This window comes from Gracilimonas sp. BCB1, from assembly GCF_040117685.2.
In the GTDB taxonomy this organism is placed as follows: domain Bacteria; phylum Bacteroidota; class Rhodothermia; order Balneolales; family Balneolaceae; genus Gracilimonas.
In genome coordinates, this window is sequence record NZ_JBEDYP020000013.1 from 50,454 (window position 1) to 76,765 (window position 26,312).

Consider the following 26,312-nt stretch of genomic DNA (forward strand, 5'->3'; position numbering starts at 1 on the left):
CTTATTTTCGACTGAAGATAACGACCACACCCGAATATTCAATATTGAATAGTGAATATCCATTTTCATTTCTGTTGGGTTAGCCATTTACCATACAATTCGGGGCGCCTATCTCTTAAAAATAAATTCTTAGCATGAGATTCGGTTATCTCTTTCAGGTTAAGCTCAGCGTATAATATTTCCTCCGTTCCTTCACCTGCCCTGGCTATTACTTCACCGGCAGGATTGCACACGAATGATTCCCCGGCAAAAGTAAGCTTAGGCTCTTCCCCCACACGGTTGCACAAAGCCACGAAATATCCATTCTGGAAAGCAGCCGTCCTCACCTCAGCCTCATACAATCCCTCCGGCCACTCGCCTACTGAACCGGCCTGTGGAATAAAAACTATGTCCGCTCCGGCCAAGGCAAGAGCTCGCATATACTCCGGGTAGTGCCGGTCGTAACATATGGCTATACCAATTTTTCCAAAAGGCGTATCGTATACGGGAGCTCCATTGTCACCCGGCGTGTAATACTGCTGCTCATGGAAACAGGCATATTCGGTGATATGAACCATCCGCGTTGTTCCTATAATAGAGCCCTCTGTATTAATAACCGGAGAGCTATCGTAAAGATCATCACCATCTTTCTCATACAGGTTTAAGATAATAACCACGCCAAATTCTTTTGCCAGCTCTGAAAAGGCATCTGTAGTTTTTCCCGGAATGGATTCTGCAAGCTCAGATGGTTTCTCCGGATTTTGAAACTGAGGATAGAAAGGCTCAAAAGCCAGTTCAGCAAAACAAATGACATTAGCACCTGCCTTGGCTGCTTTCCTTGCCAACTCAATTCCTTTTTTAAGATTCTCATCTCTGTTCTCAGAACAGGATTGTTGAATGAGGGCAACTTTCATATAAAACGGGAATAAATGAATCGTATCGTGTAGGGGAAGCTAATAAGAAAAAAACATTATGTAGAAATGAATCAGAACTTCTGCTCTTCTTTCATCAATCTCTTTTTTCGGTCTCTGAGCTTTTTGATGGCGTACCCTCCTCCGGCTGCTGCAAGCAGGCTTAAGCCCCCATCAATAGGTGCTTGCGTTGGATTCATGGGTGCAGAAGGCTGAGCAAATAGAACAGTAGTGAACAGAAGAGTGAACACAATAGCTAAAGAAAAATAGATCAGTGATTTCATAGTCAGGGAATAATTAGAGCAGACTAACTGCAATTACTTAATTAAGGTCATTTGACGAATCAATACCTGGTTTCCGGCCTGCAGGCGGTAGTGATATATACCACTTGCCATATCAGTTGCATTCCAGCTCACCCGGTAAGTGCCCACCGATTTTGTTTCATTGACAAGCGTGGCAACTTGTTGTCCCATCACATTATACACGGTAAGTATAACCGGTGCCGGCTCCGACACACTATACTCGATTGTAGTATTCGGGTTAAACGGGTTCGGGTAGTTTTGTCGAAGTGCAAAAGATTCCGGGGTATCCACCTGTTCTGTGCTTGTTGTTGTACTGGTTTTCAAAACAATTGAGAATCGCGAGCTAACATCCTCTGGCTTTGCTTGTGCAGTTGAGACCCGAAAAGTCTTCGTCTTTTTTTGTTTCTGTGTTGCTTCTACTTCAAAAGTATAGGATGTACCCGGAGCCATTATTACGGATTCGCCGGTTTCATAATCATTCAAAGTAAATTCCCAATCCTCCGGAATATTCTTTAATTCCGGCCAGGTTAGGGTATAAGTACCGGAAATTCCGTTATCACCGATAACCAGTTCGTACCACATTTCTTCGGCCGGATTCAGAGGACGTGCATCCTGAACCAACAGTTCTTTCCCATTCCCAAAATCGTTTTCAAAAGCCATGTAAGGCGAACCATTCATGGGTGTTAATTTCCCTCCATCAAAACCATCTTTTCCTGAAGTAGAATGGTCCGAAAAGTAGAGCTTATTGGTTTGATCCGATAAACCGCCCGGAGCCTCCAGTAACAGGTCAACCTGGCGGAAATTAGTGCCGGTATCCAGCTTGGAAAGTTTAACCGTATCCGTTGTAGCAGCTGAAGTCGGCATAGTTAACTGAGTGGTAGAGCTGCTAAATCTTTGAACAAAAAAACCACTCCAGTCTCCTATTACATAACCACTTCCCAAATTGACTGTCACCCAGCCTGACGAATCATAGAGGTAAACAGGACTCATTAGTCCGTCATTTACGCCATTACCACCATCATCCCCTGAAATATCATCGATGGAGAGATTACTGTTATAAGGATTTCCGGCCAGTGTCCAGGTATCGGATACTGTTACTTGTACATCTGTATCAGGTGCATTCCCGAAAGCATCAAGGGTGATCGGCAGCGGTGAACTTCCTGCTGTGGAGTTATCAAAGAAATAAAGGAAAAAGCCTAACCCATCCCCCCATGGAGTAGTTGTATTAGTTGGAACCAAATAGTCTGACTGATCGGAACCATCAAAAGCAGGGTTGTAAAAGAAATTAGGATCTGATCCTGAATTATCACCACCGGATACCCCTTGAACCGCGGTGTTATCCGAAATATCGGCTACGGTTCCATCCTCAACCGGAAGGGAAAGCAAACGCCAGCCCGCACTGCCGGTAATTACGGTAGATGGCTGAAAATAAGTGCCATCAATTCGGGTTCCGGGAGAAAAGGAGGAGGCGTCTTTGGTATCAGCGGTTTCGTGCTGTGCAAAACTACCCGTTAAATCAGGGTTTCTTGTGATTGACTCATCGCTGTTGGCTTCTGAACCATAGGTCAAACTAATAATCTCAATTCCTGACCCATTTTTCAGAGTTATTGTTTCACCTGAATTGTTGAGTCCTAATGAAGAAGTAGAATCAACAAAGCTGTTCCCAAAATCTCCTGTCGGTGTACCTCCACCAAATATTACTGCCGCTTGCAAAGGCTTTAATGTAGTCGAAGCTGGGAAAGTATATCTATCGGTATTGTTATCAGAAAAAACCCAATTACTGATATCTAAATCCGTAGCCCCATAATTGACCAATTCAATGAATTCATCATCATCGGTATCAACGATTCCGTCCCCGTTAGCATCACCACTTGAACCATCAGGATCGGCTAAAATTTCATTAAAAATAATATCCGGAGTTTCTAAAGTAGTGGCATCATCTTCAGGAACCGTACCATCTGTTTTATAATCGATATCGGAACCTGAATTTGTGTAAGGGAAGATCTTGAAGTAGTAGGTTGTTGTTTCATCCAGACCTGTGAAAGAAGCTGATTCTTCCCCAATAGCCACATTCAGTGCACCTGATCCATCGGACAGGTCCGAATCGTCAGTAACCGCTGTTGCATCACTCGGACTTGAAATCGATCCAAAACTCACATCACTTACCCTTATCAGATAGGCATCCGGTAATGGGGAGCCGGTTGCATCAGTCCACGATAAATCTACAGAATTTATAGACCCCGAAGCTGAGAAAGAAGAGGCGTGGTTTGCTGGTTCTGATTTGACAGATGACTCAAGTACGATCGAGCCACTTGTTTGACCATCATTTAAAGACCCGATTGTTGCTGAAGCTAAAGTCCACCCACTGCCATCATCTCCAACAACATCATCCGGTGCTTGGAGACTATTATCTCCACTATCATCATCACTGGTAACATGTAAATAATTATCAGCTGAAGAACTACCTGTGGTCGTAATATCTGTGCTTATGTCACCGGCACCTTGCCAAGCTACAGCGTCAATTACATCACCTGATGCATTGTAAAGAATTATACCGTCCGGTCCATTCTGTAACGAACCAGAGGTAGATTCATCAGTACCTGTAGAAAAGCTACTTGCACCCAAAACATAAAAACCTAATGAATTCGAATCATTGTCCGTGATGCCATCATCCGGAATGGTAAATGACCCTATGGTATGAGTAAATATTTCTGAATCACCACTGCCATTTACATGGTAAATTTGATAATCGGTAATATCAGTTCCTGCGACTCCAATCAACTCAATAAATTCAATATCATCAGAACTTGCATCATCTGCTCGTATCTCATTTATCCTCACTTGCCCCAGCACCCCCAAAGAAAAACTTAGAAGCAGTGAAAGTGTAAAAAGCAGTTTCGTAATATTTTTCATAGAAATGATCTGAATAGTGATTGCTACCTGAACCCTCTTAGATTTTGAAGAGGATGTATAACCGGATTTTGAAAGACAACACTCGTTTTACTGCCCAAGGTTGTTCATTACCCTTACTAAAAAAACACTATTCAGCATTATTATCCCTCTCCCGAACAAATATTATAGAGTTCTAATAAAACTTTGCGAGTCTTTAGGGATTTTCTGTCCAAAACAAAAAAACCGGATATCAGCTATCCGGTTTTCAATTCTAATATTTAATAAACAAAAAAGGCTCCGTACCGGAGCCTTATAAAATCTTACTTTTTCTTCTTGTGTCTGTTTTTTCTCAGACGCTTTTTACGCTTATGCTTGGCTATTTTGGCGCGCTTTCTTTTTTTACCGCTTGGCATAAATACTCACCTACATATTGTTTTATAAAAATTACTGTTGTTCGAACAATTCAGAAAATAAGAAGTTTTATCAGGTTTTCTAAATCAATTTTCAACCATGTGTGCTTCGTTAACTGCTTCTTTAAAATCTTTAGACATTTTCAGCACCGGTGCAAATTGTTCCGGCACAATAACTTCTTCATTTGTTTTTGGATTACGGGCTACTCTCTGAGCTCGTTTAACAACTTTAAAACTGCCAAATCCTCTCAGCTCAATATTCTCGCCTCTCTTCATTGCGTCAATAACAGTCTCCATAAAACCGTTAACCACCGCCTCAGTTTCTACTTTCGTTAACCCTACAGATGAAGAAATTACATCTACTATATCTGCTTTAGTCATAATCTAAAAGGTTGTTTATTAATTTATCTATGGTTTTTAAAAATACAATAATGAAAACAAAGCTTCCGAGAAATCGTTCACGTACTTGAACAAAATACGGAGTTAACTTTGTCATTTTATGATTCACTGAGAGTAAACACTGCTTTTCCCCATTCCGTTTACTCTTAACAATGTATTACGTTGATACACGCTGCTACCCTCCAAAGCTTTCACAAATGTTAACCCTTTAATATTCCCAAATGTTTTTTACTTTCAGCCTGCCCTCTTAACATATTCTTAACCTATAAAATTTTATTCATGGAAGTATTTGAACAAGTTGTAAACTGGCTAAACAACCTGGTTTGGTCAACCCCGGAACAATTTCCTATCATGGTTGTGGTGCTGTTGGGATTTGGAATCTTCATTACCCTTCGTCTTGGTTTTGTACAAATAAGACGCTTTGCCCATGGTATAAAATCCGTAATGGGAATTTATGATAACCCTGATGATACCGGTGACGTCAATCACTTCCAGGCGCTCACCACCGCTCTTTCAGCAACCGTAGGTATCGGTAATATTGCAGGTGTAGCTATTGCCATCCATTATGGCGGACCGGGTGCTCTTTTCTGGATGTGGGTTACCGCCTTTTTTGGTATGGCTATTAAATACACAGAATGTACCCTTGCTGTTAAATACCGAATTCAAAACGCCGATGGTTCCGTTTCCGGTGGTCCTATGTATTATATCGAAAAGGGACTCGGTTCTAACTGGAAATGGCTGGCCGTCTTTTTCGCAGCCATGGCCGTAATTTGTTCATTCCTCACCGGTAATGCCGTTCAGGCCAACACCGTTGCTGACACCATGTACAGCACCTTCCAGATCCCAAGCTGGGCTTCCGGATTGTTTACCGCTACTTTTGTAGGTATCGTGATTGTAGGTGGTATCAAGCGTATTGGGCAGGTTACCTCTCGCCTGATGCCAATTATGGCCCTTATTTATGTGTTGGGTGCACTTATTATTCTTGCTATCAATGCAGATGACGTGATCCCCGCTTTTGGAACCATCTTTACTTCTGCCTTTACTCCTGAAGCAGGGCTGTTTGGTGTGGGTTCAGGATTATTCCTTACTACTTTGGTTTGGGGTATCAAGCGCGGACTATTTTCCAATGAAGCCGGACAGGGTTCAGCCCCGATTGCTCACGGTGCTGCAAAAACAGAAGAACCTGTTCGTGAAGGTGTGGTAGCACTCCTTGAACCATTTATTGATACCATTGTAGTTTGTACTATGACCGGACTGGTAATTGTAAGTACCGGAGTTTGGGAAGAGCGCCACGACATGGTTTATGAGCCCGGAAACAGTAATAATGCGGTTGAAATTACCGATGGAAGCAATACCCTGATGATTGAAGATGGTGAGCCTGTTAACGGTACCGTTGAGAGAAATGATTTCGCTACCGGTAAGTTCTTTATTGATGAAGATCAGACTACTGCCTTCTCAGGTACCCTTGTGATGGTTGACGGTGTTGGTGTTTTCACCAATGAAGCCGGTGAAGAAGTTGATAATATCTACACAAGCATTATTGAAAACGGAGCCCCGCTTACATCCCTTGGTTTCAAGAAGGGTCTTGCACCTATTTTCCCTTACGGTGATTATATCGTAACCATATGCGTGCTCCTATTCGGAGTCTCTACGGCCATCAGTTGGAGTTACTACGGGGACAGATCCATACAGTATCTGGCAGGCGACAAATCCATTATTTACTATAAAGTCGTGTATCTGGGGATGCACTTCCTCGGGGCCATATTCCCGCTGGCTACGGTCTGGGCAATCGGTGATATTGCACTTGGTTTGATGACCTTCCCGAATATCATTGCCCTGTTTGCCCTTTCAGGCTCTGTTGCTGTAGCAAGTAAGAAGTACTTCAACAAAATGGATGAGCTCGAAGCTAAAGGTGAAATTTAAGTATGGACATGGTCACTGAAATAGATCATCCGGTCGTAAAGCGGTACCTGAGTATCCTTCGGGATAAAAATACAGAGACCGCTCCCTTCCGTCGGGCTATGGGAACCATCGGTACTATCCTCGCAGCTGAGGCTCTTACCGATCTCCCACTTCAGGAATATGATGTGGAAACTCCCATCCAAACTGCGACCGGTTACAAGCCGGCAGCCGAAGTTTTTGTGATACCTATACTCCGGGCCGGTCTTAGTCTGGTGGATGGCATCATAAGCTTTATGCCCGATGCTAAGGTCGGGCACATTGGGGTGTATAGAGACGAAGAAAGCCATGAGCCGGTAAACTATTACCACAATTTTCCCGGCGGCTTAAAAGGAGCGTACACACTGGTTGTTGACCCCATGCTTGCCACCGGAGGAAGTGGCTCACACGCCATCAAATTCCTGAAAGAGAACGGAGCAGATAACATTCGGTTTGTATCGCTGATTTCAGCCCCGGAAGGTATCAAACGACTGAGGGAAGACCATCCCGACGTTCCTATAATCACGGCCGCTATCGATGAAAAGCTGAATGAGAATGCTTTTATTGTTCCCGGACTCGGAGATGCCGGTGACCGCTATTTTGGGACGTTATAATTTGTGGCTTTCAGGCTTCAGCTTTTAACTTGTTAAGTCTTTCATATGCAGTCCGGATCTGATTTCCAAATGCGACAATAGAAATCTATTTCTAGAAATTAGATTTCAGGCATTCACAGCGAGATTACGTAAAATATAAAAGCTGAACGCTGACGGCTGAAAGCTTAAAAGTACAACTAACCTATGCACAAAAGCCTCAAACCCATAGTTCCGGTACTTTTGCTATTCCTGGTACTTGGATGTGGCGAACTTACCGATTTTGAAAATAAGCAGGTGCAGGAAGCCCTGAGCGATTCTCTGTTCACTACTACCGAAAGCTGGGGAATTAATATGGAAATTATGGAAGACGGTAAGCTAACCTTAAAGCTTTCGGGTACCTATGCAGCTTCCATAAAAAATGAAAACCAAAATATCACTAAGATTTCGGGCCCTGTTTATATCGAAATTTTTGATGAAGCAGGAAAACCGGACACCTTCGTTTACACCGACAGTGCCGTTCATCTCCCCGATAAATCCGCTTTTGAGATGTTTGGAAGTGTTCGTGTAAATGCCCCTGAAGGCAAAAAGCTGCGTTCCGAATATCTGAAATGGGAACGGCAAAAAGACCGGGTCAGCACTCCGGAGTTTGTCATATTCATTTCCCCTCCCGACAGTATCGCAGCTGAAGGATTCTTTGGCGATTCAGACCTTACCAACTATACCCTGAATGAAGGCGGTGGGCGCGCTGTCATTGATTAGGTATAAACTAACACTGCGTAATTGTATATTCGGTTCATGAATAAATTACTTCCTCCTCTTAATATTCCGGGTTGTACCCTTATGCTTGTTGCAGTGCTTTTTCTACAGCCGCTGTCGGTATCAGGTCAAAGTGTTGTCAATATAGAATCCTTTAGCCGTGCCGTTGGTGCCACTTTGGGTGGCGAACAAATTCAGAAATTATACAACGCCCGCCTCACTACCGGAAATATTGAAATGGTTTGCGACAGTGCCTGGCGCTTTATAAACCGAAGCGAAATCCGGGCATTTGGCAACATCCAAATTGAAACTCCGGATGAGACCATATGGAGTGATACCCTGTATTACTACACGAATCGCGACCTGAGTTTACTAAGAGGTCGGGTAATTATCATGCAGGACAGTACCACCCTTTTTGGTAAGAGAGTAGACTATAACTTCTTCACCAAAGTCGCCTATTTTGATAATGGCATTCGGCTGGAAGATCAGGACGGAACGCTGATTGCTGAACGGGGCACCTATTTCCAAAATCAGGATAGTGCCATTTTTAGAGGAAATGTGCAGCTATCTGATTCAGCACAGTACGCCGAAGGAGATAGCTTATTCATCAATCGGTCCACTCAATACCTGCAACTGTATGATAATATCTTTGTGGCCGACAGTACCAACAATGGTACTCTAACCGGAGATTATCTGGAAGCTGATTCTACCGGCAGGCGCTTTGTGGATGGCAATGGCTATATGCGAAAAATCAGTTCTGATACCACCGATACCACCCATATTTTTGGTGATCAGCTGTTACTGTTGGAGCAGGATTCAACCAACCTGATCCGTGGATATGAAAACGTAAGGGTTTGGTCCCGTAAATTCTCTTCCGTTTCTGATACACTTTTATTTGATTCCTCAACGGAAGTTTTTGAGCTGATATCCAATCCCGTTGCCTGGCATGATAATATCCAACTCACCGGGCCTTATATCACTGTTCAAATGGATAGCAACGAAGTTCAACAACTAAAATCATACCATAAAACCATTGCCGTTCAGGAAGACAGTGCCACCGGCCGTCTTCACCAAATTAAGGGCGACACGTTGATATCCAACTTCACTGACGGCAGTATCTCCCAAATCAAAATCTACCCAAATAGTCAGGTTTTATATCACACTCAGAACGATGCCGGTGAACCGGACGGAGCGGTGGAGTATGCCTCTCCTAAAACGGTCATGTATTTTTCTAACGGTGAACTGCAACGGGTGGTAGCTGGTAAAAATGATGGCTATTTCTTTGAAGAATTTCCCGGACTGGCCGACCGTAAATTAGACGGATTTTCCTGGAACCCTGAACGTCGCCCACAGCGCCCTGAAAATGAAGTTGTCCCCCGATTCCCACCTGTTCCCAAAAAGCGTCCTTTTGAACTACCCAACAGATATCTGGAATACATCAACCCTGAAAAATAAGGAACACTTCAACACGGAATGTTTAGTGTTCCTTATTCGATGTTCATCAGGCTTCCTGAAGATCCACATTCTGCTCAACCACTCTTTTCTGAACATCATGCGGAACCTGGGCATAATGAGAAAACTCCCGTGTATAGGTAGCACTGCCCTGAGTCATGGATTTCAGTCGGGTTGAATAATGATCCAGCTCTTCCAGTGGTACATGGGCTTTTATCTTCTGGATTGAACCTTCTCCATCCATGCCCTGAATCTGGCCGCGACGGGTGCTAAGGTCACTCATCACATCCCCCATAAAATTGGAAGGAACCGTCACCTCGATCTCGTAAACCGGCTCCATCAGCTGAGGGTTTGCCTGCATAAAACCATCCCGGAAGGCCATTCTGGCAGCCGTTTTGAAAGCAGCTTCGTTGGAATCCACCGAGTGCATCGAGCCGTCAAAAACAGAAACCCTGATATCGCGGGCACGGCAGCCGCTCATTGGCCCATTTTCCATTTTCTCCATTACGCCTTTTAGAATAGCCGGCATAAACCGGTTATCAATGACGCCACCCACAATACAATTCTGAAACACCAGCTTGCCTCCCCAGTTCAGTTCATGTTCCTGCACATCCCGAACCTTGAGGTCGCCCGGTGTTGACATTCCTTCCGTATAGGGTTCAATTAAAAGATGCACTTCTGCAAACTGTCCTGCTCCACCCGATTGCTTCTTGTGTTTGTAGTGAGATCGAACCCCTTTGGTAATGGTTTCGCGATAAGGAATTTTAGGAGTGATGAATTCCACGTCCAGCTTGAACCGATTCTTTAGTTGATCCTCGATCACGGCCAGATGCTCTTCTCCCTGTCCATGAATAATGACCTGACGAAGTTCCTGACTGTGTTCAATCACCACTGAAGGATCTTCCCGGTGAATTTGGTGCAGCGCGTGACCCAGTTTATCCTCTTCTCCCTCCTTCTTCAGTTTTACCGCTGTCCGGATGGTGGTTGGAGGAAATTGAATTCCCTGTAGTTTAATTTCATGTCCTTTTTCGTGGAGGGTGTCGTTAACTTCTCCATCCTTCAGCTTCACAACCGCGCCAATATCCCCGGTTTGAATTTCACTGATCTCGATGCGTTTATGCCCTTCCGTAAGGAATAAACTTCCGAGCCTGACTGACGAGTCATTTGAACTATTAATTAAATCCATCCCCGGACGGATAGAACCTCCATACGTTTTAAAATAGATCAAATCACCCACATGAGATTCCGAATGGGTTTTAAATAAAAACATCACAGGCTTTCCATCAGGGTCGAGTTCAAAAACTTCTCCATCTTCAGTTTTGGGGGAATTGCCTTCCAGTGGATTAGGAGCCACATCATCGAGGAATCCCATAACCCGACCGGTGCCCATATTTTTGGCAGCACAGTTCACAAAAAGCGGAAATATCTGTCCGTTAACTAACGAAATATGCAATCCCTTCTGCATTTGTTCTTCGTCCAGCTCGCCATGCTCAAAATAGATGTCCATCAGGGTTTCATCGTTCTCGGCAATGGTTTCCACTAATTCCTGGTGCAGTTGTTGTGCGCGGGCTTGTTGAGATTCAGGAATCGGCAGTTTATCCGGCTTGCCCCCTTTCTCCGGAAATTCATACATGGTCATGCGAAGCACATCGATAATTGCATGAAAGTCGGGCCCCTCACTAAATGGATACTGCACTACGGTTACTTCACGTCCAAAATGTTCTTTGGCTTCATCAACGGTCTTCCAGAAATCAGACTGATCCGTATCCGGTTTATTCACCACAAACATGGAAGGCACACTGTACTTTTGCACGTATTTCCAGAGTGAATCGGTAGCGGTTTCAACCCCCTGTTCCGAGTTTAGCACAAAAATAGCGGTATCAGCAATCCGGACGGCCCCGGCAACTTCCCCGATATAGTCTGACGTTCCGGGAGTGTCGATGAGATTAATTTTGTGCCCCCGCCAGTCCAGGTTCATGAAAGAAGAGAAAATGGATTTCTGCTTCTCCTTCTCCAAATTGTGATAATCGGAGATCGTATTCTTTTCTTCTATCGACCCTCGTCGGTTAATGGCTCCGGCTTCGAAAAGCATCGTTTCGGCTAACGTTGTTTTTCCGGAGCCGGAATGCCCCAGCAGAACAACATTACGGATACGGGTAGGATTATAAACTTTCATGGTGATTCCTTTCTTTTTTATCAACTGCTTCTAAACCTCTAAAACACCAAATAATTAATTACTTTTAGTGCCTGGTGCTTTAGCAGCAAAATTTCTGCTAAGTTTGTTATAGCAGCTTAACTTGTAAAAAAGCGCGACCAGCTTTTGCGCCACAAAATCAATGAACAGTACCCATTCTTTTTGAACAGAATGTGAAGATCAAAAATAAACGGAGTCACGAATAAATCAACATGAAAAAGATTTTATTAATACAGACCGGGGGAACCATTGCCATGAATGCCAAAGGAGCAGGTGTTGAACTGGATCCGGAGCGATGGTCGAAAGTGTTGTATGAAGAGATTCCCGAGCTAAATGAAATTGCTGAGATTATAACCTTTCCTTTGTTTTTTGAAGACAGTTCTGATTTGAATTCCTGGCACTGGGTGAAACTGGCCAGTTGTATTGACGAAAAATATGATGAGTTCGACGGGTTTGTGATTCTGCACGGAACCGACACCATGGCTTACTCTGCATCAGCCCTTAGTTTTGGGTTGAAGAACCTGGGCAAACCGGTGATATTTACCGGGTCGCAATTGCCTATGAGTACCATTCGAAGTGATGCTCGCCGGAACCTGGTAAACGCCATCGAATTGGCTACGATGGATTTTAAGGAAGTCGGAATTTGTTTCAACGATGCCCTTTATCGTGGGAATCGAGCCACCAAACTAAGTATTGGCGATTTTGATGCGTTCGGTACTCCCAACTTCTCCCCCCTTGCTGATATAGGAATTCAGATTGAATCACTCGTTCAGGAGCAATTCGGAAACGGAAATTTTGAAAACGTGGCTAAATATTCTGATGAGGTTTTTGTGCTTACGGCTCACCCCAACCTGAATCCCAAGCTTTTGATGGATTTGAAGCTGGACAACGTACGTGCAGTAATTCTTCGGGCATTCGGAAGCGGGAACTTCTGCGTGAAAGGCGAAAAAAGCCTGCTTCCGTTTTTGGATAAATGCCGGGAGCATGATGTGATTGTAGCCATCGTATCCCAGGCAGATTATGATTCGGTGGATCTCACCCAATATTCCGCAGGGCGAGCCGCTTTAGGACACGGAGCCATTAGTGGGAATGATCTTACCCTGGAGGCGGCTGTAACCAAACTCATGTTTTTATTAGCACATTACGATTCCAAAACCGATATTGAACAACGTTTCCAGCAATCGCTGGCCGGGGAACTGTAATAGGTTTTAGGTGTTAGTCTCAAGGTTTTAGGAAGGCTTCATCCAAAACCTAACACCTAACACCTAAAACCTTGCACCTAACACCTTCACCATGTTTTTTATTTTTGATGTAGAGACCGTTCCGGATTTTGACTTCATTCGACAGGTACTGAATGATCCGGATTCTGACCAGGAACTACTGCTGGAAAAGGCAAGTGAGGAATTAGCCAGAAATAAGTCAGGTTTCCTCCCTCCCATGTATCACCGAATGGTTTCCTGGGTTGGGCTTTGGATTGAGAATACGGGAGGCCCCAAACAAAAAGTAGCCTGGAGTGGTGAGAACGAAAAAGAAGGCCTCAAGCAGATTTTCGATGCTATTGGCACGTACAAAGATTTCGGGTTGATTCACCACAATGGAAAAGGCTTCGATATTCCCGTGCTCACTTACCGCGCGATGAAGCACGGACTACAAATGCCGGTTCGCATGCACGATTATGATATCCGCTACCGCTACAGCCGTCACAATGTAGATCTGGTGGATGAATTCAGTAATTACGGAGCCAGCTCGTGGCCCAAGCTTAAACACCTGGGGCAGTTAATTGGCATTCCGTTCAAGCAAACAGGTGAAGGAAATGAAGTGCTGGCCATGTTCCAGCGGGGCGAGCTCGACCTGATTGAGCACTACTGCTATGAAGATGTAATGGCCACCTACATCGTTTGGCTTTACCACCAATACACAGCCGGACATATTCCCGAGGACCAGTTCAATAACCTGAAAGACCGGGCAATGAGCAAGCTGGAAGAGATTCAGTCCGGCCCGCCTAAGTAAATTCGCTTTGACGCGGAGCGTCATAGCGAGATAAAGATTAAATAATTAAATAAGTGGCTTATGATATCCTTCCATACCCTGATGGGAGCAATTGCTTTGCTTTCAGGAGCTTTTAATTTGGTAACAACCAAGGGGACCAAAACTCACCGAATTATGGGCTGGACTTATGTTCTCTCCATGGGTGCATTAATTATTACATCATTCGCAATCTTTGACCTTTTTGGAGGATTTGGTCCATTTCATGTCATGTCAATGATTAGCGGCGTAACCATTGCCTTAGCTGTTTATTTTCCTCTCCGACGTCACAAACATAAGAATTGGCTGGAACATCACTACATGTGGATTTCATGGTCATATGTAGGGTTGCTGATGGCAACCGGTTCTCATTTATTTGAATATGGTCCGGAAGGATGGTCTGGCTTAGCCCGCGCATTTCTTTACTGGGGTTTACCCTGCATAGTTGGGGCATCAATAATCTATTGGAATAAGAAGAGGTTGTTAACCAAACATTCTTAACTAGGTTTTTAAAAAATTGCTTAGACGTACAATACTAAACGACTCTGTCCGGATCGCTGTAATCCGGAACTTCACCCCGGTACCCAAAAATGGTTTTGATTAACTTCACGGTCCATTCACTTTGGTTCTTGATGTACCATTGGTCGGCCGCCCGCCGTGCACCCAAACCCCAGCTGGGATAGGGATGAATGGTGTCTGCTATACCTCTTAACGAAACCCCGTTTTTAATCGCCACCGCATACTCGGATATAAATTCTCCCGCATGAGCACCTACAACGGTAGCACCCAGAATCTTACCTGATAACTTCTTCGCAAAGATTTTAACCATACCAGCATCATCTCCTTCAGCCACCGCACGGTCGATCTTGGAATAAGGAAAACGATATACTTCATACTTCTCTCCTTCCGCCTTCAGCTGCTTCTCCGTTTTACCTACATGAGCCAACTCAGGATCAGTAAAAGTAACCCAAGAAACCATATCCTTCTCAATCTTCATAGGCACAACTTTTAGCAGAGCTTTTGTAGCTGCAATCTTGGCCATATGTTCGCTCATGTGAGTGAACTGATATCTCCCCGTCACATCCCCGGCAGCATAAATATGAGACTGGCTGGTTCGGCAGGATTCATCTACTACAACGTTCCCTTTCTCTGTTCTTATACCAGCAGCTTCCAGGTTCAGTGAAGAAGTATTTGCCCTTCGTCCCGTTGCCATTAATAGAGCATCGCCTTCTATTACTTTCTCTTCTTCTTCAATTTCAACCTGTACTTTAATTCTGCTCCCGTCTTGCTGCACTTTTTGTACTGAAGCGCTGAGTTGGTAATTCACTCCCTGCCTTTTCAATTCATCGTGTAGTATTTTAACCAACTCCGGATCGTCATTTGCTAAAATTCGATCGGCCATATCAATCACGGTAACTTTTGATCCCAGGTTGACAAAAGCCTGAGACATCTCGGTGCCAATAGGTCCGCCACCGATAATCAGCAACTCTTCAGGTAAATCTTCTATCTCAAAAAGGCTTTCGTTTGTCAGGTACTCAACCTCTTCGATTCCTTTAATAGGAGGCACAAATGCTTTGGCTCCGGTAGCAATAATGAAGTATTTAGACGATACCGCTCTTGTACTGCCATCATTATTTGCAATTTCGATGGTATGACTATTTTTAAAAGAAGCCAGCCCCTGAACCACTTCAATACCCATATCCTCAAAAATCTCCGGCCGGTCCGCATCGTGATATACTTCGTTGCGTACCTCATCCACGTGCTGCATCACTTTCTTGAAATCGATATTTGGCTCACCCTCAATCAGCCCGTACTTTCCGGCATCTTTGATTTGGCGAGCCACCTTCCCGGCTTTGAGAAGCGTTTTGGAAGGAATACATCCCGTCCATGTACAATCTCCGCCCAACCGGTCAGCTTCAATCATCATTGTTTTTGCCCCAAAATTGGCCGCTATCCCCGATGCTGTTAAGCCGGCAGCACCGCCACCAATTACAATCATATCAAAATCATATTTCGCCATAAATCAATGTCTCCTTTTACATAGCGTTGACTTAACCAACTTTATGTTTACTTCATTTCAGGGATTATCTCCCGGTTCTTCTTCCAAACCGGGCTGAATATCTTCTATCCTTGTTTTCACTTTTCTGTAGGTTGACCAAGCCCCATAACCTATCATCAATACCACTACCCCATATACCCACCAAGGCACGTTCTCGCCGGCAATAATCAGATACAGATAAGCAGATATAAAAAAGAATGTCGAGCTCAAAGCCGGGATTACAATCGACTTTTTTTGCCTATAATTCTTTACCAACCAGCCGATACTAAGCGTAAAAAAGGGAATGGCTCCCACATAAATACTCCCGAATATTATGGGATTGACCCCGTAATCTTCTCCCAGAGAAAAGAACCAATCCTTTGCGATTTCTAAAAATTCTGCCATAGATCAGCAAGTTTTAAATTGTGTAATAATTACGAACGAATATAGACTAATTAGCCTTGTTTTGATGATATTAAGCATTAAATTCTTACCGTATAATACGGACTAATACATTGAGCAGATTTAAAAATTACATATCTGTCGCTTTTTTGCTGCTTGCAGTAGTAGGCTTGCTTTCTTCTATGGCCCACTACCATAGCGATGGATTGGAATGTCTGCATCATGCCAACGAACAACATTATACAGAAAGTGATTCGGTTTGTCCGGTTTGTACTATTGTTACCCACACCTTTACCGGAGATACGAACGAATTAAAACATATGTTAGAGTTTCAGGAGAAGCTAATTGCTTTTCAGGCTCTACTGATCTCAAACGAACCGTTTAACCCTCTTCTCGGCCGCTCCCCACCCTCTTTGGTTTAAATAAGCACTTAATACATACGTACCTGTCATCACAGGCCAACATTCTATTTAAAATTATTTAAACCATTTTATCATGAAAAAGTTAACTTTTTTATCCAAAGTAAGAACTGTACTTACCCTATTTATTTTCGCTGGAATTTTAACTGCGTGTTCAAATTCTACTTCTTCTGATGATCATGATCACTCGGAACCGGAAGGCTTACGCCTAAAGATGAATGGGCAAACTATTGTAGAACAACTGCCAGATCAGGATATTACTGGAGAGTTCGAATTAACTCCGGGTCAGGAAACAGATCTCATCACGATCTTTTTCTTAGATCATGATGGCGATGAATTTCAACCGGAAGAAGACGAATATAGTCTCGGGCACGAATTTGAAGATCAGGGTATTGCAGAATTCGAACAACATTCTGAAGACGGAAAGTGGAGCTTCCACTTGCATGCTGAATCTGAAGGTATAACTGATCTAACCTTAATGCTTATGCATAACGATCATTCAGATTTCTCATCACAACACATTCACGTTCATGTTGAAGCAGCTGAATAGTGATAATACGTAGCTTAATACTGTTTCTCGCGGGAGCTTTTTTTGTAGGAAATGCTCCTGTCGAGGACAGTTTTTTATTATCCGGACGCATAACAGATTCCGATACCGGTGAACCTATCTCTTTTGCCTACGTTCACATTGAGGAACTTAACAGAACTGCTGTAGCTGATTCAGACGGCAAATATGAAATTAAAAATGTACCAAAAGGTAAATTTACCCTTTCTATTCACCGCATTGGTTATCGCACACAAACTCAGGAAATAAGCATAAAGAGTGCTGATGAAGTAGTAAATATACAGCTCCGGCCTACCGTATTAGGTTCACAATCCGTTGATGTAGTTGGTGCGCAGGAAACGCTGGAAGGATCAAATCTTGAACACGCTTCAAAAAAAGTCTTTGGATCCGATCTTCGCAGAAATCTAGGAAGCACCCTTTCGGAAACCTTATCCAATTTAGCCGGTTTTGATGAACGAAAAATGGGTTCTGCTCCAGGCCGTCCTGTAATACGAGGACTTGGAGATGAACGCGTTTTGATATTACAGGACGGTGTACGCTCGGGTGATGTATCGGCTCAATCATCCGATCATGCCGTTACCATTGATCCTATTTCAGCACAGGAAGTTGAGATTGCCCGTGGCCCTCAGGCACTGGCTTATGGGGCTAATGCCATCGGCGGCGTTATCAACGTTGTACGAAATCAAATTGAAACTACGGTTCCTTCCAAAACCACCGGAAGCGTTACTTTGAATGGAGAATCGGTGAGTACGGGTATTTCCGGAGCCATCGATGCAACTATTCCATATAAAGATTTTGCATTGAGCTTAAACCTCAACGGCCGTACCGCCGGTGATGTTAGAACCCCGTTAGGCAAAACCGACAATACATACTACCGTTCAACTAATGATGCTATAGGGTTGAGCTTGGTACAGAACTGGGGATACTTAGGAGGCGCATTCAGCACATATATCAACAATTACGGGATTCCGCCAGATCCCAACGGTCATCCCAATGGAGTAGATATTGAGATGGAGAAGTTTCAGTATGATTTCAAATCAGAAATTCTTATTCGCAATGATTTTATACAGGTAATTGAAGGTGATTTTTCCGTTAAAAACTATACGCACAGAGAAATAGAATCTAACGGTTCACTTGGCACTCAATTCGGGCTTGTGACTACAAATGCCGAAGTAAAGGCAACTCATAATTCACTGGGTTTGCTCGATAAAGGCACTTTTGGTGTTTGGGGTGAACTTGAAGACTATGCTGTGATCGGTGCCAGTACACCTGATGCCAACAGCTATAAAATCGGTGCCTATCTGATTGAGGAAAAAGACATTAATAAACTACATCTGGAAGCCGGTCTTCGCTTCGATTGGGTGTTGAATAAACCCGTTGAGAATAACCCCAATTCAAGTATCGGAAACATCAGAGAACGATCTTTCCCTGCTTTATCCAGCTCATTCGCGGCTATTTACTCATTAGGCAAAGGATTTTCGGCAGGCACCAGCTTGCTTCATTCATTTCGTGCACCTTCTCTGGAGGAACTTTATTCAGAAGGACCACACCTTGCTTCTTATTCCTATGAAATCGGCAATCCTGATCTCGACCCGGAACGGGCCTTAGCTAAGGAGCTGTTTCTCCGGTACCAGGCAGACAAAGCCAGTGCTGAGGTTACTATATTTCACAATGCTTTCAGTAATTATTTATATGCTCAGGACACCGGGGAGAGAAATAACAGAAGGCCCGATTTAAACAATTATCAGTTTGTGGGAACTGAGGCGGTTCTGTATGGAGCAGAATTCTCAGGCGAGTACCAATTTCTCCGGCGCTTTGTATTCGATGCTTCCTTAAGCTATACCCTTGCGGAACGAACCGTTTCTGAACAGGAACAAGCCGCCACTGGTTACGACGGTGATTCTCGTCCGCTCCCTCAAATCCCTCCATTTAAGGTGAAATCATCCCTGAAATACACTAAAGGTGAATTTGAGATCGGAAGCAGAGTGCGGTTTTCAGCTGAACAAAATCGTACAGGAGAGTTTGAAACCCCAACCAACAGCTACTTTTTAGTTGATGCCTTTTCCCAGTACCGGTTAGAAGGAGGAAAGCTGTTGCATACCTTTTCACTGAATGTAAATAACCTGTTGAACACCGAGTACTACGATCACCTTTCCCGCATCAAAGATCTAAGGCCACAGCCCGGTATTAATATTAGCCTGCTTTACCGCTTCTATTTTTAATAAGCTCATAAAATAAAAAAGCCCTGGAAGGTTCAGTTCCAGGGCCTTAGCTTTAGGTTTCAGCTTTAAGGAGTATAAAATCGACTAACTGTTAGGGTATAAACATTAATCTCACCTTTAAGCTGATTACAAGAGTAACCGTAACAGGATTTGTTACATTTTTTTTGAAAAAAAATTTCACCCTCTTCAAATCACTGCTTTTCAATATCTTAAGAGATACTTTTTCCTGACTAAATAAATTTATTTTAAGATTTTGATAAATCTTTGCGAGTCTATATCCTCCAGCGAATAATCATTCATAAAATTAGCCTGTGACTTACGTTAGCTTTTTGGAAACCCCCATCGGTTTTCTCCGCATCCTGTCGAATGGAGATGGGATCACCGAAATCAGGTTCATGGATTTTGACGGCCCGGAAGATCCTGATGTCCACACCGAATCTGCCAAAACTCAACTCAGGGAATATTTTGAGGGGCATCGTTCATCCTTTCAGTTAGAACTTCTTCCCCAGGGAACAGAATTTGAACAAAAAGTATGGAAACAACTCTTGGAAATTCCTCAGGGCTCAACCACTTCCTACGGAGCAATAGCCAAAAAAATCGGGGATGATAAAGCATCCCAGGCGGTAGGCAAAGCAAATGGGAAAAACCCCATCGCTATCGTCATTCCATGTCATCGCGTAGTTGGTGCCGACAATAAGCTAACAGGCTATGCCGGAGGTGCCGACCGTAAAGAATGGCTGCTTAAACATGAAGGTGCTCTTCTCCTGTAACTATTTTTTACGGTGAAATAGCCCACTAACCATTACATTCCGTCCAATTATTTCAATTATCCAACCACGCTATGAAATTTTCGTCTTCACTGTTATTAATAATTGCCACCTTTTCATTAACCGTTCTGGCTCAAATGCCGGATGCTCCCGACCGCTCGGAGGGTGAGGGCCCTTATGAACGATTGATCATCCGCGGGGTGAACCTGATTGATGGCACGGGCTCTCCAGCTACAGGTCCGGTTGATATCGTGGTTGAAGGAAACCGAATAGCATCTATCCAAACCGTTGGCTACCCTAATTTACCTATCAATGAAAACCGGCGCCCGGAAGCTGATGAGAACACCAAAGTGATTGATGCTGAGGGAATGTACATGCTGCCCGGCTTTTTTGATATGCACGCCCACACCGGAGGCGGTGCTCAGGGAACCACTCCTGAATATGTGTATAAACTCTGGCTGGCTCACGGCATCACTTCCATCAGAGAACCGGGTTCTTTTAATGGTATGGAATGGACACTTTTACATAAAGAAAGAAGCGGGAAGAATGAAATTACCGCTCCCCGAATTTCTGCCTGGATAGGATTTGGCATGGGGCACGACGGCCCTATCACTACTGCAGCACAAGCCCGGAAATGGGTGCAGATGATTCATAAAGAAGGGGCTGATGGAATCAAGTTTTTCGGGGCCTCTCCGAAAGTGTACGCAGCTGCCATTGATGAAGCAAACAAACTGGGGCTGGGTACCATGACACACCACGCCCAAACCCGGGTAGTTTACAATGATGCGCTGAAGTCGGCACAGCTCGGGCTTACCTCCATGACTCATTGGTATGGCTTGCCGGAATCTATGTTCGATGACAAAATTATTCAAGACTACCCTCTTGACTATAACTATAACAACGAGCAGCATCGGTTTGAGGAAGCCGGCAACCTCTGGAAGCAAGCCGCAGCTCCCGGTTCAGAAACCTGGGAATCGGTGATGGATGAGATGATAGAGCTCGATTTTACTCTGAATCCTACTTTTACCATTTACGAGGCAAATCGTGATTTGAGTGCACAGCGCCGGGCCGAGTGGCATGAAAAATACACCCTTCCCTCCTTATGGAAGTTCTATGCACCCAGCCGAATTTCTCATGGCTCCTATTGGATTGAATGGGGAACCGAGCAGGAAATCGCCTGGAAAGAAAACTTCAATCTGTGGATGCAATTTGTGAATGAATATAAAAACAAAGGAGGCCGGGTTACCCTTGGTTCCGATGCCGGCTATATCTATAAGCTGTACGGATTTGGGTATATACAGGAGATGGAGTTATTTCGTGAAGCAGGTTTCCACCCGTTGGAAATTTTTCAATCCGCTTCGCTGAAAGCAGCAGAAGTATTGGGTGTGGATGATGAGCTTGGGACCATTGAAGTTGGGAAACTGGCTGATATGGTTATTGTGGATGGCAATCCCATGAAAAACCTGAAAGTGCTGTATGGCACCGGAGCTATTTATGTGAATGATGAAAACCAGCCTGTACGTAAAGGAGGAGTCCGATATACCATCAAAGACGGAATTGTATTTGATGCCAAACAGCTACTCAAAGATGTCGCTGAAATGGTTGAAGCTGCCAAAGCCGAGGAAGATTTCAAAATAACCCAACCCGGTTTAGATTGGTAATAACTCACGGAGTTCACTGATCAACCTTTGTTTTTTCTGTGAACTCCGCGATTTAATATTACATACCAGGCAGTAGCATCACCGCATTTTGAACCATTCGGCTGGGCCCTACCCAAAACATGCGATACTGTGTGTTATCCAATAAGAAGACCACCTTTCCACTACCCATATTTTCTACAGCGGCAAAGGCTTTTCCAGCTGCTTTTTCTTTGTTCTCTTCAGATGCATAACCCGAAGCCAGTACTTCTTCAGCATCTTTCACATAATAACCAACTGTTTGAAAAGAGGTGGCTGGAACTAGCCCATCATCGCCAAATTTGAGGGAGTACATTCGCGCAGGCATACCAAAAGCAAGAGGATTCGTGTTATCTATCATGGCTTTAAAAGCAGATCCCGGAATCCGTTCAAGACCAAATACGTCCTCTCTGTTGGCATACCTTGTATACGCTTTGGGGTCAACTTCGGTGGTATCTTCTTTCTCTTCTTCAAAAAGTTCAACATCGGTAAAACCCGACCTTTCTTTGGTTAGCCATGAAGCACTTCCTTCTGTGCCGATAAGTACGCCACCGCGTCGTACCCAATCTTTCACAGCTTCAATTTCACCTTCGCTCCATACGCTGCTTAATCCGCCCCAGGCACCCGGCATCAGAATAACATCGTACTCATCTAGGTCGCTGTTCGAAAAGCTTCCTGAACGAATTCGGCTTATACCAAGCTCCGTCCATTGATCGAACAGAAACCAAAGTTGACCAGCTGTGTACGAACTGAACGGTGAGTCAATCATCAAGGCAACATTGGGCTTCTCTACAGGCTGACTGTCTCCGGAAGCCAGGTCCATTCCTTCTGTCATACGCCCGGTGTTAAATCCTTTCACTATAACATTGGCTTCCCCTGCAATCTTCTGCATATCTGAAGCAATCCGGTCTCTTTTCTCATAATTTCTGCCCACTAATACAATCAGCGAGCCTTCTGAGAATGACTCTTCACCGTCATTAAAACTGCGACGTGCACTACGAACATTGTAATCCATTTCCCATAACTTGGCGAGTGCCTTTGGGGCGTGGCGTTGTTCCCAATCAATAACATAAGCGTATTGAGCCCCTGAGTTTTCCAGGCCGGATTTGTACGTCAATTCATCAGACACCATTTCAGTAGAAACCCCAACACCTCGTGTAGTCCAGGCCGCATCCAGATTATAGGCCAAGGGTACCGCCCATGTGGCCATGTCGTACATAACCGAATCCTCGATTTCCATCTGCTTCCTGAACAGAGTATTTATAAATAAATGCTTTGGCTGATCTGTTTTTATAATAAAATCGCCGGCTGCAAATCTTCGGTTTGAAGAAGTTCCGTCCCAATAGTTGTAAGAATCCCGTTGTGTAAAGTTTTCAGTTGCCCGCTCAACTTTCACACCATGCTTCAACATCAGGTTTACCACCTGGTATGTGTAGTCATTCTCATTATTGGGCAGAATGTATGCTTTTGTATTTCCCTTTTGAGTAGTTTGGGAAACTGATTCCTTAAAGTACCCTAACAGTCCTTGTTTATTCTCCACCGCCGTTTTAACAATGGAAACCCCGTTGGTATAGTGATCGAAAACCCGTTGACGGAGCGTAAGTACATAACCATCATCGGTTTCAACGGCTCTTCCGCCACGGCTGTGCCCCCCCTGTTCTGCCAACATCCCGATTCCTCCCATAATGCTTGGATAAGACGAACCATATCCCGGATAAAAGAAATCGAAAGCCTCACGGGTTGCATAGTTTACTCCCGCTGCATCCAGTTCTTCAATTAAACCTCTTCCAAAAGTATCGGCCCAGTCATCATATTTCGAGGGTAATTCCAGGTTGCGTGGAGTAGTTCCCGGCATAGCAAAATAGTTGTTGTTAAACCCTTGCTCATGAAAATCCATGTGTACCTGTGGCATCCATTGTTGATAGGCTGCGATTCTTCCCTGAGATTCAGGGTGAACCAGCCATACCCAATCACGGTTCAGGTCAAACCAATAATGATTAGTACGTCCACCCGGCCAAATTTCATCATGCTCAAGGTCGTCGGCATTCGTGTTCAATACATTAGCTCGTGAAGATTTGTACCAGTACACATACCGGTCGCGCCCATCGGGGTTAATCATAGGGTCAATAATAACCACCGAATTCTGTAGCCAATTTTCCGTCTCCTGGTCAGCCCCGGCTGCCAGTCGGTATGCCGTTTGCATAGCAGCCTCACTGCTGGAGGGCTCATTACCGTGCACGTTATAGCTTAGCCACACCACCACTGGTTTGTCATTAATACCCGCAGATTCAGGATTATTAGCCAGTTCAAGGTTCGCCTGCCGAATGGATTCGATATCCGCCTGATTCTCCTCCGAAGTAATGACCGCATAATATAAATCACGACCCTCGTAGGTAGTGCCATACCTGTGGAAAGTCAGTCTATCCGATTCCGAATCCAGTTGTTTAAAGTAATCCATAACCCGATGGTGAAAGGTATATTCCTTACCCAGTTCATATCCCAGGTATTCTGCAGGTGAGGTTATCTCTGAATCATAACTCAGGTTGGGATGAAACTGGAACCGTTCGTAGGCAAATTCATCCTGAGCTAATGCCTGGTTTGATGCCAGTAAACAAATGCCGGATACGAAGAGAAATTTTAGCAGTGATTTCATAGTGAGGATTTTAGGTACTCAACTGTAGTATGGCAGCTGATGACTGAATGATTTATGGTTAGTTAATAATAAGAGTATTCCGTTAAGAATAAAGTCTTTTGCTTTTTGAGGATTTATCTCAATTTTGAGATATGAAAAAAGCGCTAAAAGTTTTTTTAATATTTGTTATATCTGTAACAATTCTTGCAGGAGCCGCTGCCTTCATCGCCCCTGCCTTTTTAACCGCTCCCCTGAAGAAAGCTCTTACTGAAGAATTCAACCGTCAAACCGATCAGGATTTCATCCTCGATTTCTCCACTTTCGATATCGGAATTCTGATGCGTTCAATCACTGTAGATTCCATCGTTGTTCGCCCGGATAGTGCCTCACCAACTATTAATAAAGTTTCGGCAGCGTCAGTTTCTATAGAGGGAATTAAATGGCTGAGTCTGATTAATAAACCCTTTCCGAATTTTGACCGGATAATCATTCAAGAGCCGGATGTAGAGTTATATTTGCGTGATTTTTCCTCATCAACATTTACTAATTCCGGCAACAGCACTAATAACGACATAGCAAAAAAACCGGCCTCCTTTAATTTGATAATTAATGATGGCCAGGGCAGAATCATCAGACCCAATAAGCAGGAAGTTTTCCGGGTGGATAACATCTCCGTAGAAGCCAATGATGTAAACATAAATAAGCTTCTGGATGGCTCTCAGTTTATTTTTATGGATAACCTGATTGTTGATGGCTCAGGTTTGCGGTTTTCCATGGAGCGGAAGCTGTATGAGATTACAGCAGGTGATTTTACTTTCAATAAAAACTCACAATACGCTTCCCTTGCTGATTTCAATCTTACCCCTCTGGCGCCCAAATATCGTTTCTCCGAAATCAAAAACCGGCAAATTGACCGAATAGATCTAAGTATTCCTAACATTGAGTTTATAGGTTTCGAAATGTCCACTCTGGCAAACAAACATTTTGAACTGGACTCGTTGCATATTGCAGGAGCGCGCATGGAAGTGTTTCGGGATAAATATAAGGAGCGGCCGCCGGGTATTAACCCTAAGCCATTGCTTTACGAAATAGCGACCTCAACCGATTTCTCATTCGGGCTGAATAAGGCTGTCATTTCAAATGCTGACATCACCTATGAAGAGCATAAACCTCCGGCTCAAAAAACAGGCAGCATCACTTTTAATAATATTAATGCCTCGATACAGGACTTCAGAACAAAGTCCCATCCAGAGTTTCGTGAAGATTCCCTGAAACTGGATGTAGAAACACTGTTCATGAATACTTCCAGAATGACTCTGGATGTCGGTTATGCCACTTTTGACAGAAATAACACCCATACGATTAGTGTCAACCTGGATAGTTTTGACCCCAAAGAGGCCGGTGATATGCTTCAGCATGTGGGCTTTGTAAGAATTGAAGATGGACTAGTAGAAAATATGCGTGCGAACTATACACTCAACACTGCAAAAGCCTCCGGTGAAGTAAAAATTCTATATCGCGATTTAAAAGTATCTTTTCTGAATAAAGATAACCCTGAGAAAACAGGCCTAAAGCAGCAGTTTGGAGATTTCATAGCTAATACTTTTGTACTGAAATCAGATAACCTGGGGGAAGATCCCCGGATCGGCGCAATTAATTTTGAACGTGAAATTGAGAAGTCGATTTTTGCCTATTGGTGGAAATCTCTTTTGGATGGAATTAAAGAAGTGATCAGATAAA

The 26,312-nt window shown here is 43.9% G+C and carries 21 protein-coding genes; 13 read left to right on the plus strand and 8 right to left on the minus strand.

Annotation, left to right across the window (positions count from 1 at the left end; genetic code table 11):
- Positions 1 to 65: 65 nt before the first annotated feature.
- The 4 genes from ABFW99_RS09530 to ABFW99_RS09545 form a co-directional block, all read right to left on the minus strand.
- Positions 66 to 893 carry a nitrilase-related carbon-nitrogen hydrolase gene (locus ABFW99_RS09530; RefSeq protein WP_349354348.1) on the minus strand — a complete coding sequence of 276 codons (828 nt, stop codon included), beginning with the start codon at positions 891 to 893 and terminating at the stop codon, positions 66 to 68.
- 71 nt (positions 894 to 964) lie between these two features.
- A complete protein-coding gene (locus tag ABFW99_RS09535) occupies positions 965 to 1,174 on the minus strand; it encodes a PID-CTERM protein-sorting domain-containing protein (protein ID WP_349354349.1) in 210 nt (69 codons plus the stop codon).
- A gap of 33 nt (positions 1,175 to 1,207) precedes the next feature.
- Positions 1,208 to 4,105 carry a lamin tail domain-containing protein gene (locus ABFW99_RS09540; RefSeq protein WP_349354350.1) on the minus strand — a complete coding sequence of 966 codons (2,898 nt, stop codon included), beginning with the start codon at positions 4,103 to 4,105 and terminating at the stop codon, positions 1,208 to 1,210.
- A gap of 476 nt (positions 4,106 to 4,581) precedes the next feature.
- Positions 4,582 to 4,875, minus strand: a complete 294-nt coding sequence (locus tag ABFW99_RS09545) for an HU family DNA-binding protein (RefSeq protein ID WP_349354351.1) — start codon at positions 4,873 to 4,875, stop codon at positions 4,582 to 4,584.
- A gap of 297 nt (positions 4,876 to 5,172) precedes the next feature.
- Between ABFW99_RS09545 and ABFW99_RS09550 the strand changes: the two genes are divergently transcribed.
- The 4 genes from ABFW99_RS09550 (at position 5,173) to ABFW99_RS09565 (ending at position 9,635) form a co-directional block, all read left to right on the plus strand.
- Positions 5,173 to 6,816, plus strand: coding sequence for an alanine/glycine:cation symporter family protein (locus tag ABFW99_RS09550; protein WP_349354352.1), 1,644 nt, complete (start codon positions 5,173 to 5,175; stop codon positions 6,814 to 6,816).
- 2 nt (positions 6,817 to 6,818) lie between these two features.
- Positions 6,819 to 7,445 carry a uracil phosphoribosyltransferase gene (gene upp / locus ABFW99_RS09555; protein ID WP_349354353.1) on the plus strand — a complete coding sequence of 209 codons (627 nt, stop codon included), beginning with the start codon at positions 6,819 to 6,821 and terminating at the stop codon, positions 7,443 to 7,445.
- A 183-nt stretch (positions 7,446 to 7,628) separates the two neighbouring features.
- Positions 7,629 to 8,183 carry an LPS export ABC transporter periplasmic protein LptC gene (gene lptC, locus ABFW99_RS09560; protein WP_349354354.1) on the plus strand — a complete coding sequence of 185 codons (555 nt, stop codon included), beginning with the start codon at positions 7,629 to 7,631 and terminating at the stop codon, positions 8,181 to 8,183.
- Between the two features lie 36 nt (positions 8,184 to 8,219).
- The gene (locus ABFW99_RS09565; RefSeq protein ID WP_349354355.1) at positions 8,220 to 9,635 is read left to right on the plus strand and encodes an OstA-like protein; all 1,416 of its coding nucleotides are present in this window, start codon (positions 8,220 to 8,222) and stop codon (positions 9,633 to 9,635) included.
- Between the two features lie 46 nt (positions 9,636 to 9,681).
- Here ABFW99_RS09565 and ABFW99_RS09570 read toward each other — a convergent pair whose 3' ends face one another.
- Positions 9,682 to 11,808: an elongation factor G gene (locus ABFW99_RS09570; RefSeq protein WP_349354356.1), complete on the minus strand. Its 2,127-nt coding sequence runs from the start codon at positions 11,806 to 11,808 to the stop codon at positions 9,682 to 9,684.
- Between the two features lie 230 nt (positions 11,809 to 12,038).
- Here ABFW99_RS09570 and ABFW99_RS09575 point away from each other — a divergent pair, with 230 nt between their 5' ends.
- The 3 genes from ABFW99_RS09575 (at position 12,039) to ABFW99_RS09585 (ending at position 14,352) form a co-directional block, all read left to right on the plus strand.
- Entirely contained in the window at positions 12,039 to 13,028 is a 990-nt protein-coding gene (locus ABFW99_RS09575) for an asparaginase (RefSeq protein ID WP_349354357.1), read from the plus strand.
- Positions 13,029 to 13,119: 91 nt separating this feature from the next.
- Positions 13,120 to 13,836 (plus strand): ribonuclease H-like domain-containing protein, encoded by a 717-nt coding sequence (locus tag ABFW99_RS09580; RefSeq protein WP_349354358.1) that lies wholly within the window; start codon positions 13,120 to 13,122, stop codon positions 13,834 to 13,836.
- Positions 13,837 to 13,896: 60 nt separating this feature from the next.
- On the plus strand, positions 13,897 to 14,352 hold the full coding sequence (locus tag ABFW99_RS09585; RefSeq protein WP_349354359.1) for a DUF2306 domain-containing protein: 456 nt from the start codon (positions 13,897 to 13,899) through the stop codon (positions 14,350 to 14,352).
- A 34-nt stretch (positions 14,353 to 14,386) separates the two neighbouring features.
- Here the strand turns inward: ABFW99_RS09585 and ABFW99_RS09590 are convergent, their stop codons facing one another.
- The gene (locus ABFW99_RS09590; RefSeq protein WP_349354360.1) at positions 14,387 to 15,871 is read right to left on the minus strand and encodes a dihydrolipoyl dehydrogenase family protein; all 1,485 of its coding nucleotides are present in this window, start codon (positions 15,869 to 15,871) and stop codon (positions 14,387 to 14,389) included.
- A gap of 57 nt (positions 15,872 to 15,928) precedes the next feature.
- Positions 15,929 to 16,294 (minus strand): hypothetical protein, encoded by a 366-nt coding sequence (locus ABFW99_RS09595; protein ID WP_349354361.1) that lies wholly within the window; start codon positions 16,292 to 16,294, stop codon positions 15,929 to 15,931.
- Positions 16,295 to 16,404: 110 nt separating this feature from the next.
- Here ABFW99_RS09595 and ABFW99_RS09600 point away from each other — a divergent pair, with 110 nt between their 5' ends.
- The 5 genes from ABFW99_RS09600 (at position 16,405) to ABFW99_RS09620 (ending at position 21,925) form a co-directional block, all read left to right on the plus strand.
- Positions 16,405 to 16,713 (plus strand): hypothetical protein, encoded by a 309-nt coding sequence (locus ABFW99_RS09600; RefSeq protein ID WP_349354362.1) that lies wholly within the window; start codon positions 16,405 to 16,407, stop codon positions 16,711 to 16,713.
- Between the two features lie 73 nt (positions 16,714 to 16,786).
- Positions 16,787 to 17,260, plus strand: a complete 474-nt coding sequence (locus ABFW99_RS09605) for a hypothetical protein (RefSeq protein WP_349354363.1) — start codon at positions 16,787 to 16,789, stop codon at positions 17,258 to 17,260.
- The gene (locus ABFW99_RS09610; protein ID WP_349354364.1) at positions 17,260 to 19,497 is read left to right on the plus strand and encodes a TonB-dependent receptor; all 2,238 of its coding nucleotides are present in this window, start codon (positions 17,260 to 17,262) and stop codon (positions 19,495 to 19,497) included. Before ABFW99_RS09605 ends, ABFW99_RS09610 begins: the two co-directional genes overlap by 1 nt.
- A 311-nt stretch (positions 19,498 to 19,808) precedes the next feature.
- Positions 19,809 to 20,267, plus strand: a complete 459-nt coding sequence (locus ABFW99_RS09615; RefSeq protein ID WP_349354365.1) for a methylated-DNA--[protein]-cysteine S-methyltransferase — start codon at positions 19,809 to 19,811, stop codon at positions 20,265 to 20,267.
- A 71-nt stretch (positions 20,268 to 20,338) separates the two neighbouring features.
- Positions 20,339 to 21,925: an amidohydrolase family protein gene (locus ABFW99_RS09620; protein ID WP_349354366.1), complete on the plus strand. Its 1,587-nt coding sequence runs from the start codon at positions 20,339 to 20,341 to the stop codon at positions 21,923 to 21,925.
- A gap of 58 nt (positions 21,926 to 21,983) precedes the next feature.
- Here the strand turns inward: ABFW99_RS09620 and ABFW99_RS09625 are convergent, their stop codons facing one another.
- Positions 21,984 to 24,593, minus strand: a complete 2,610-nt coding sequence (locus tag ABFW99_RS09625; RefSeq protein WP_349354367.1) for a M14 family metallopeptidase — start codon at positions 24,591 to 24,593, stop codon at positions 21,984 to 21,986.
- A 131-nt stretch (positions 24,594 to 24,724) separates the two neighbouring features.
- Between ABFW99_RS09625 and ABFW99_RS09630 the strand changes: the two genes are divergently transcribed.
- The gene (locus ABFW99_RS09630) at positions 24,725 to 26,311 is read left to right on the plus strand and encodes a hypothetical protein (protein ID WP_349354368.1); all 1,587 of its coding nucleotides are present in this window, start codon (positions 24,725 to 24,727) and stop codon (positions 26,309 to 26,311) included.
- Position 26,312: the final 1 nt, after the last annotated feature.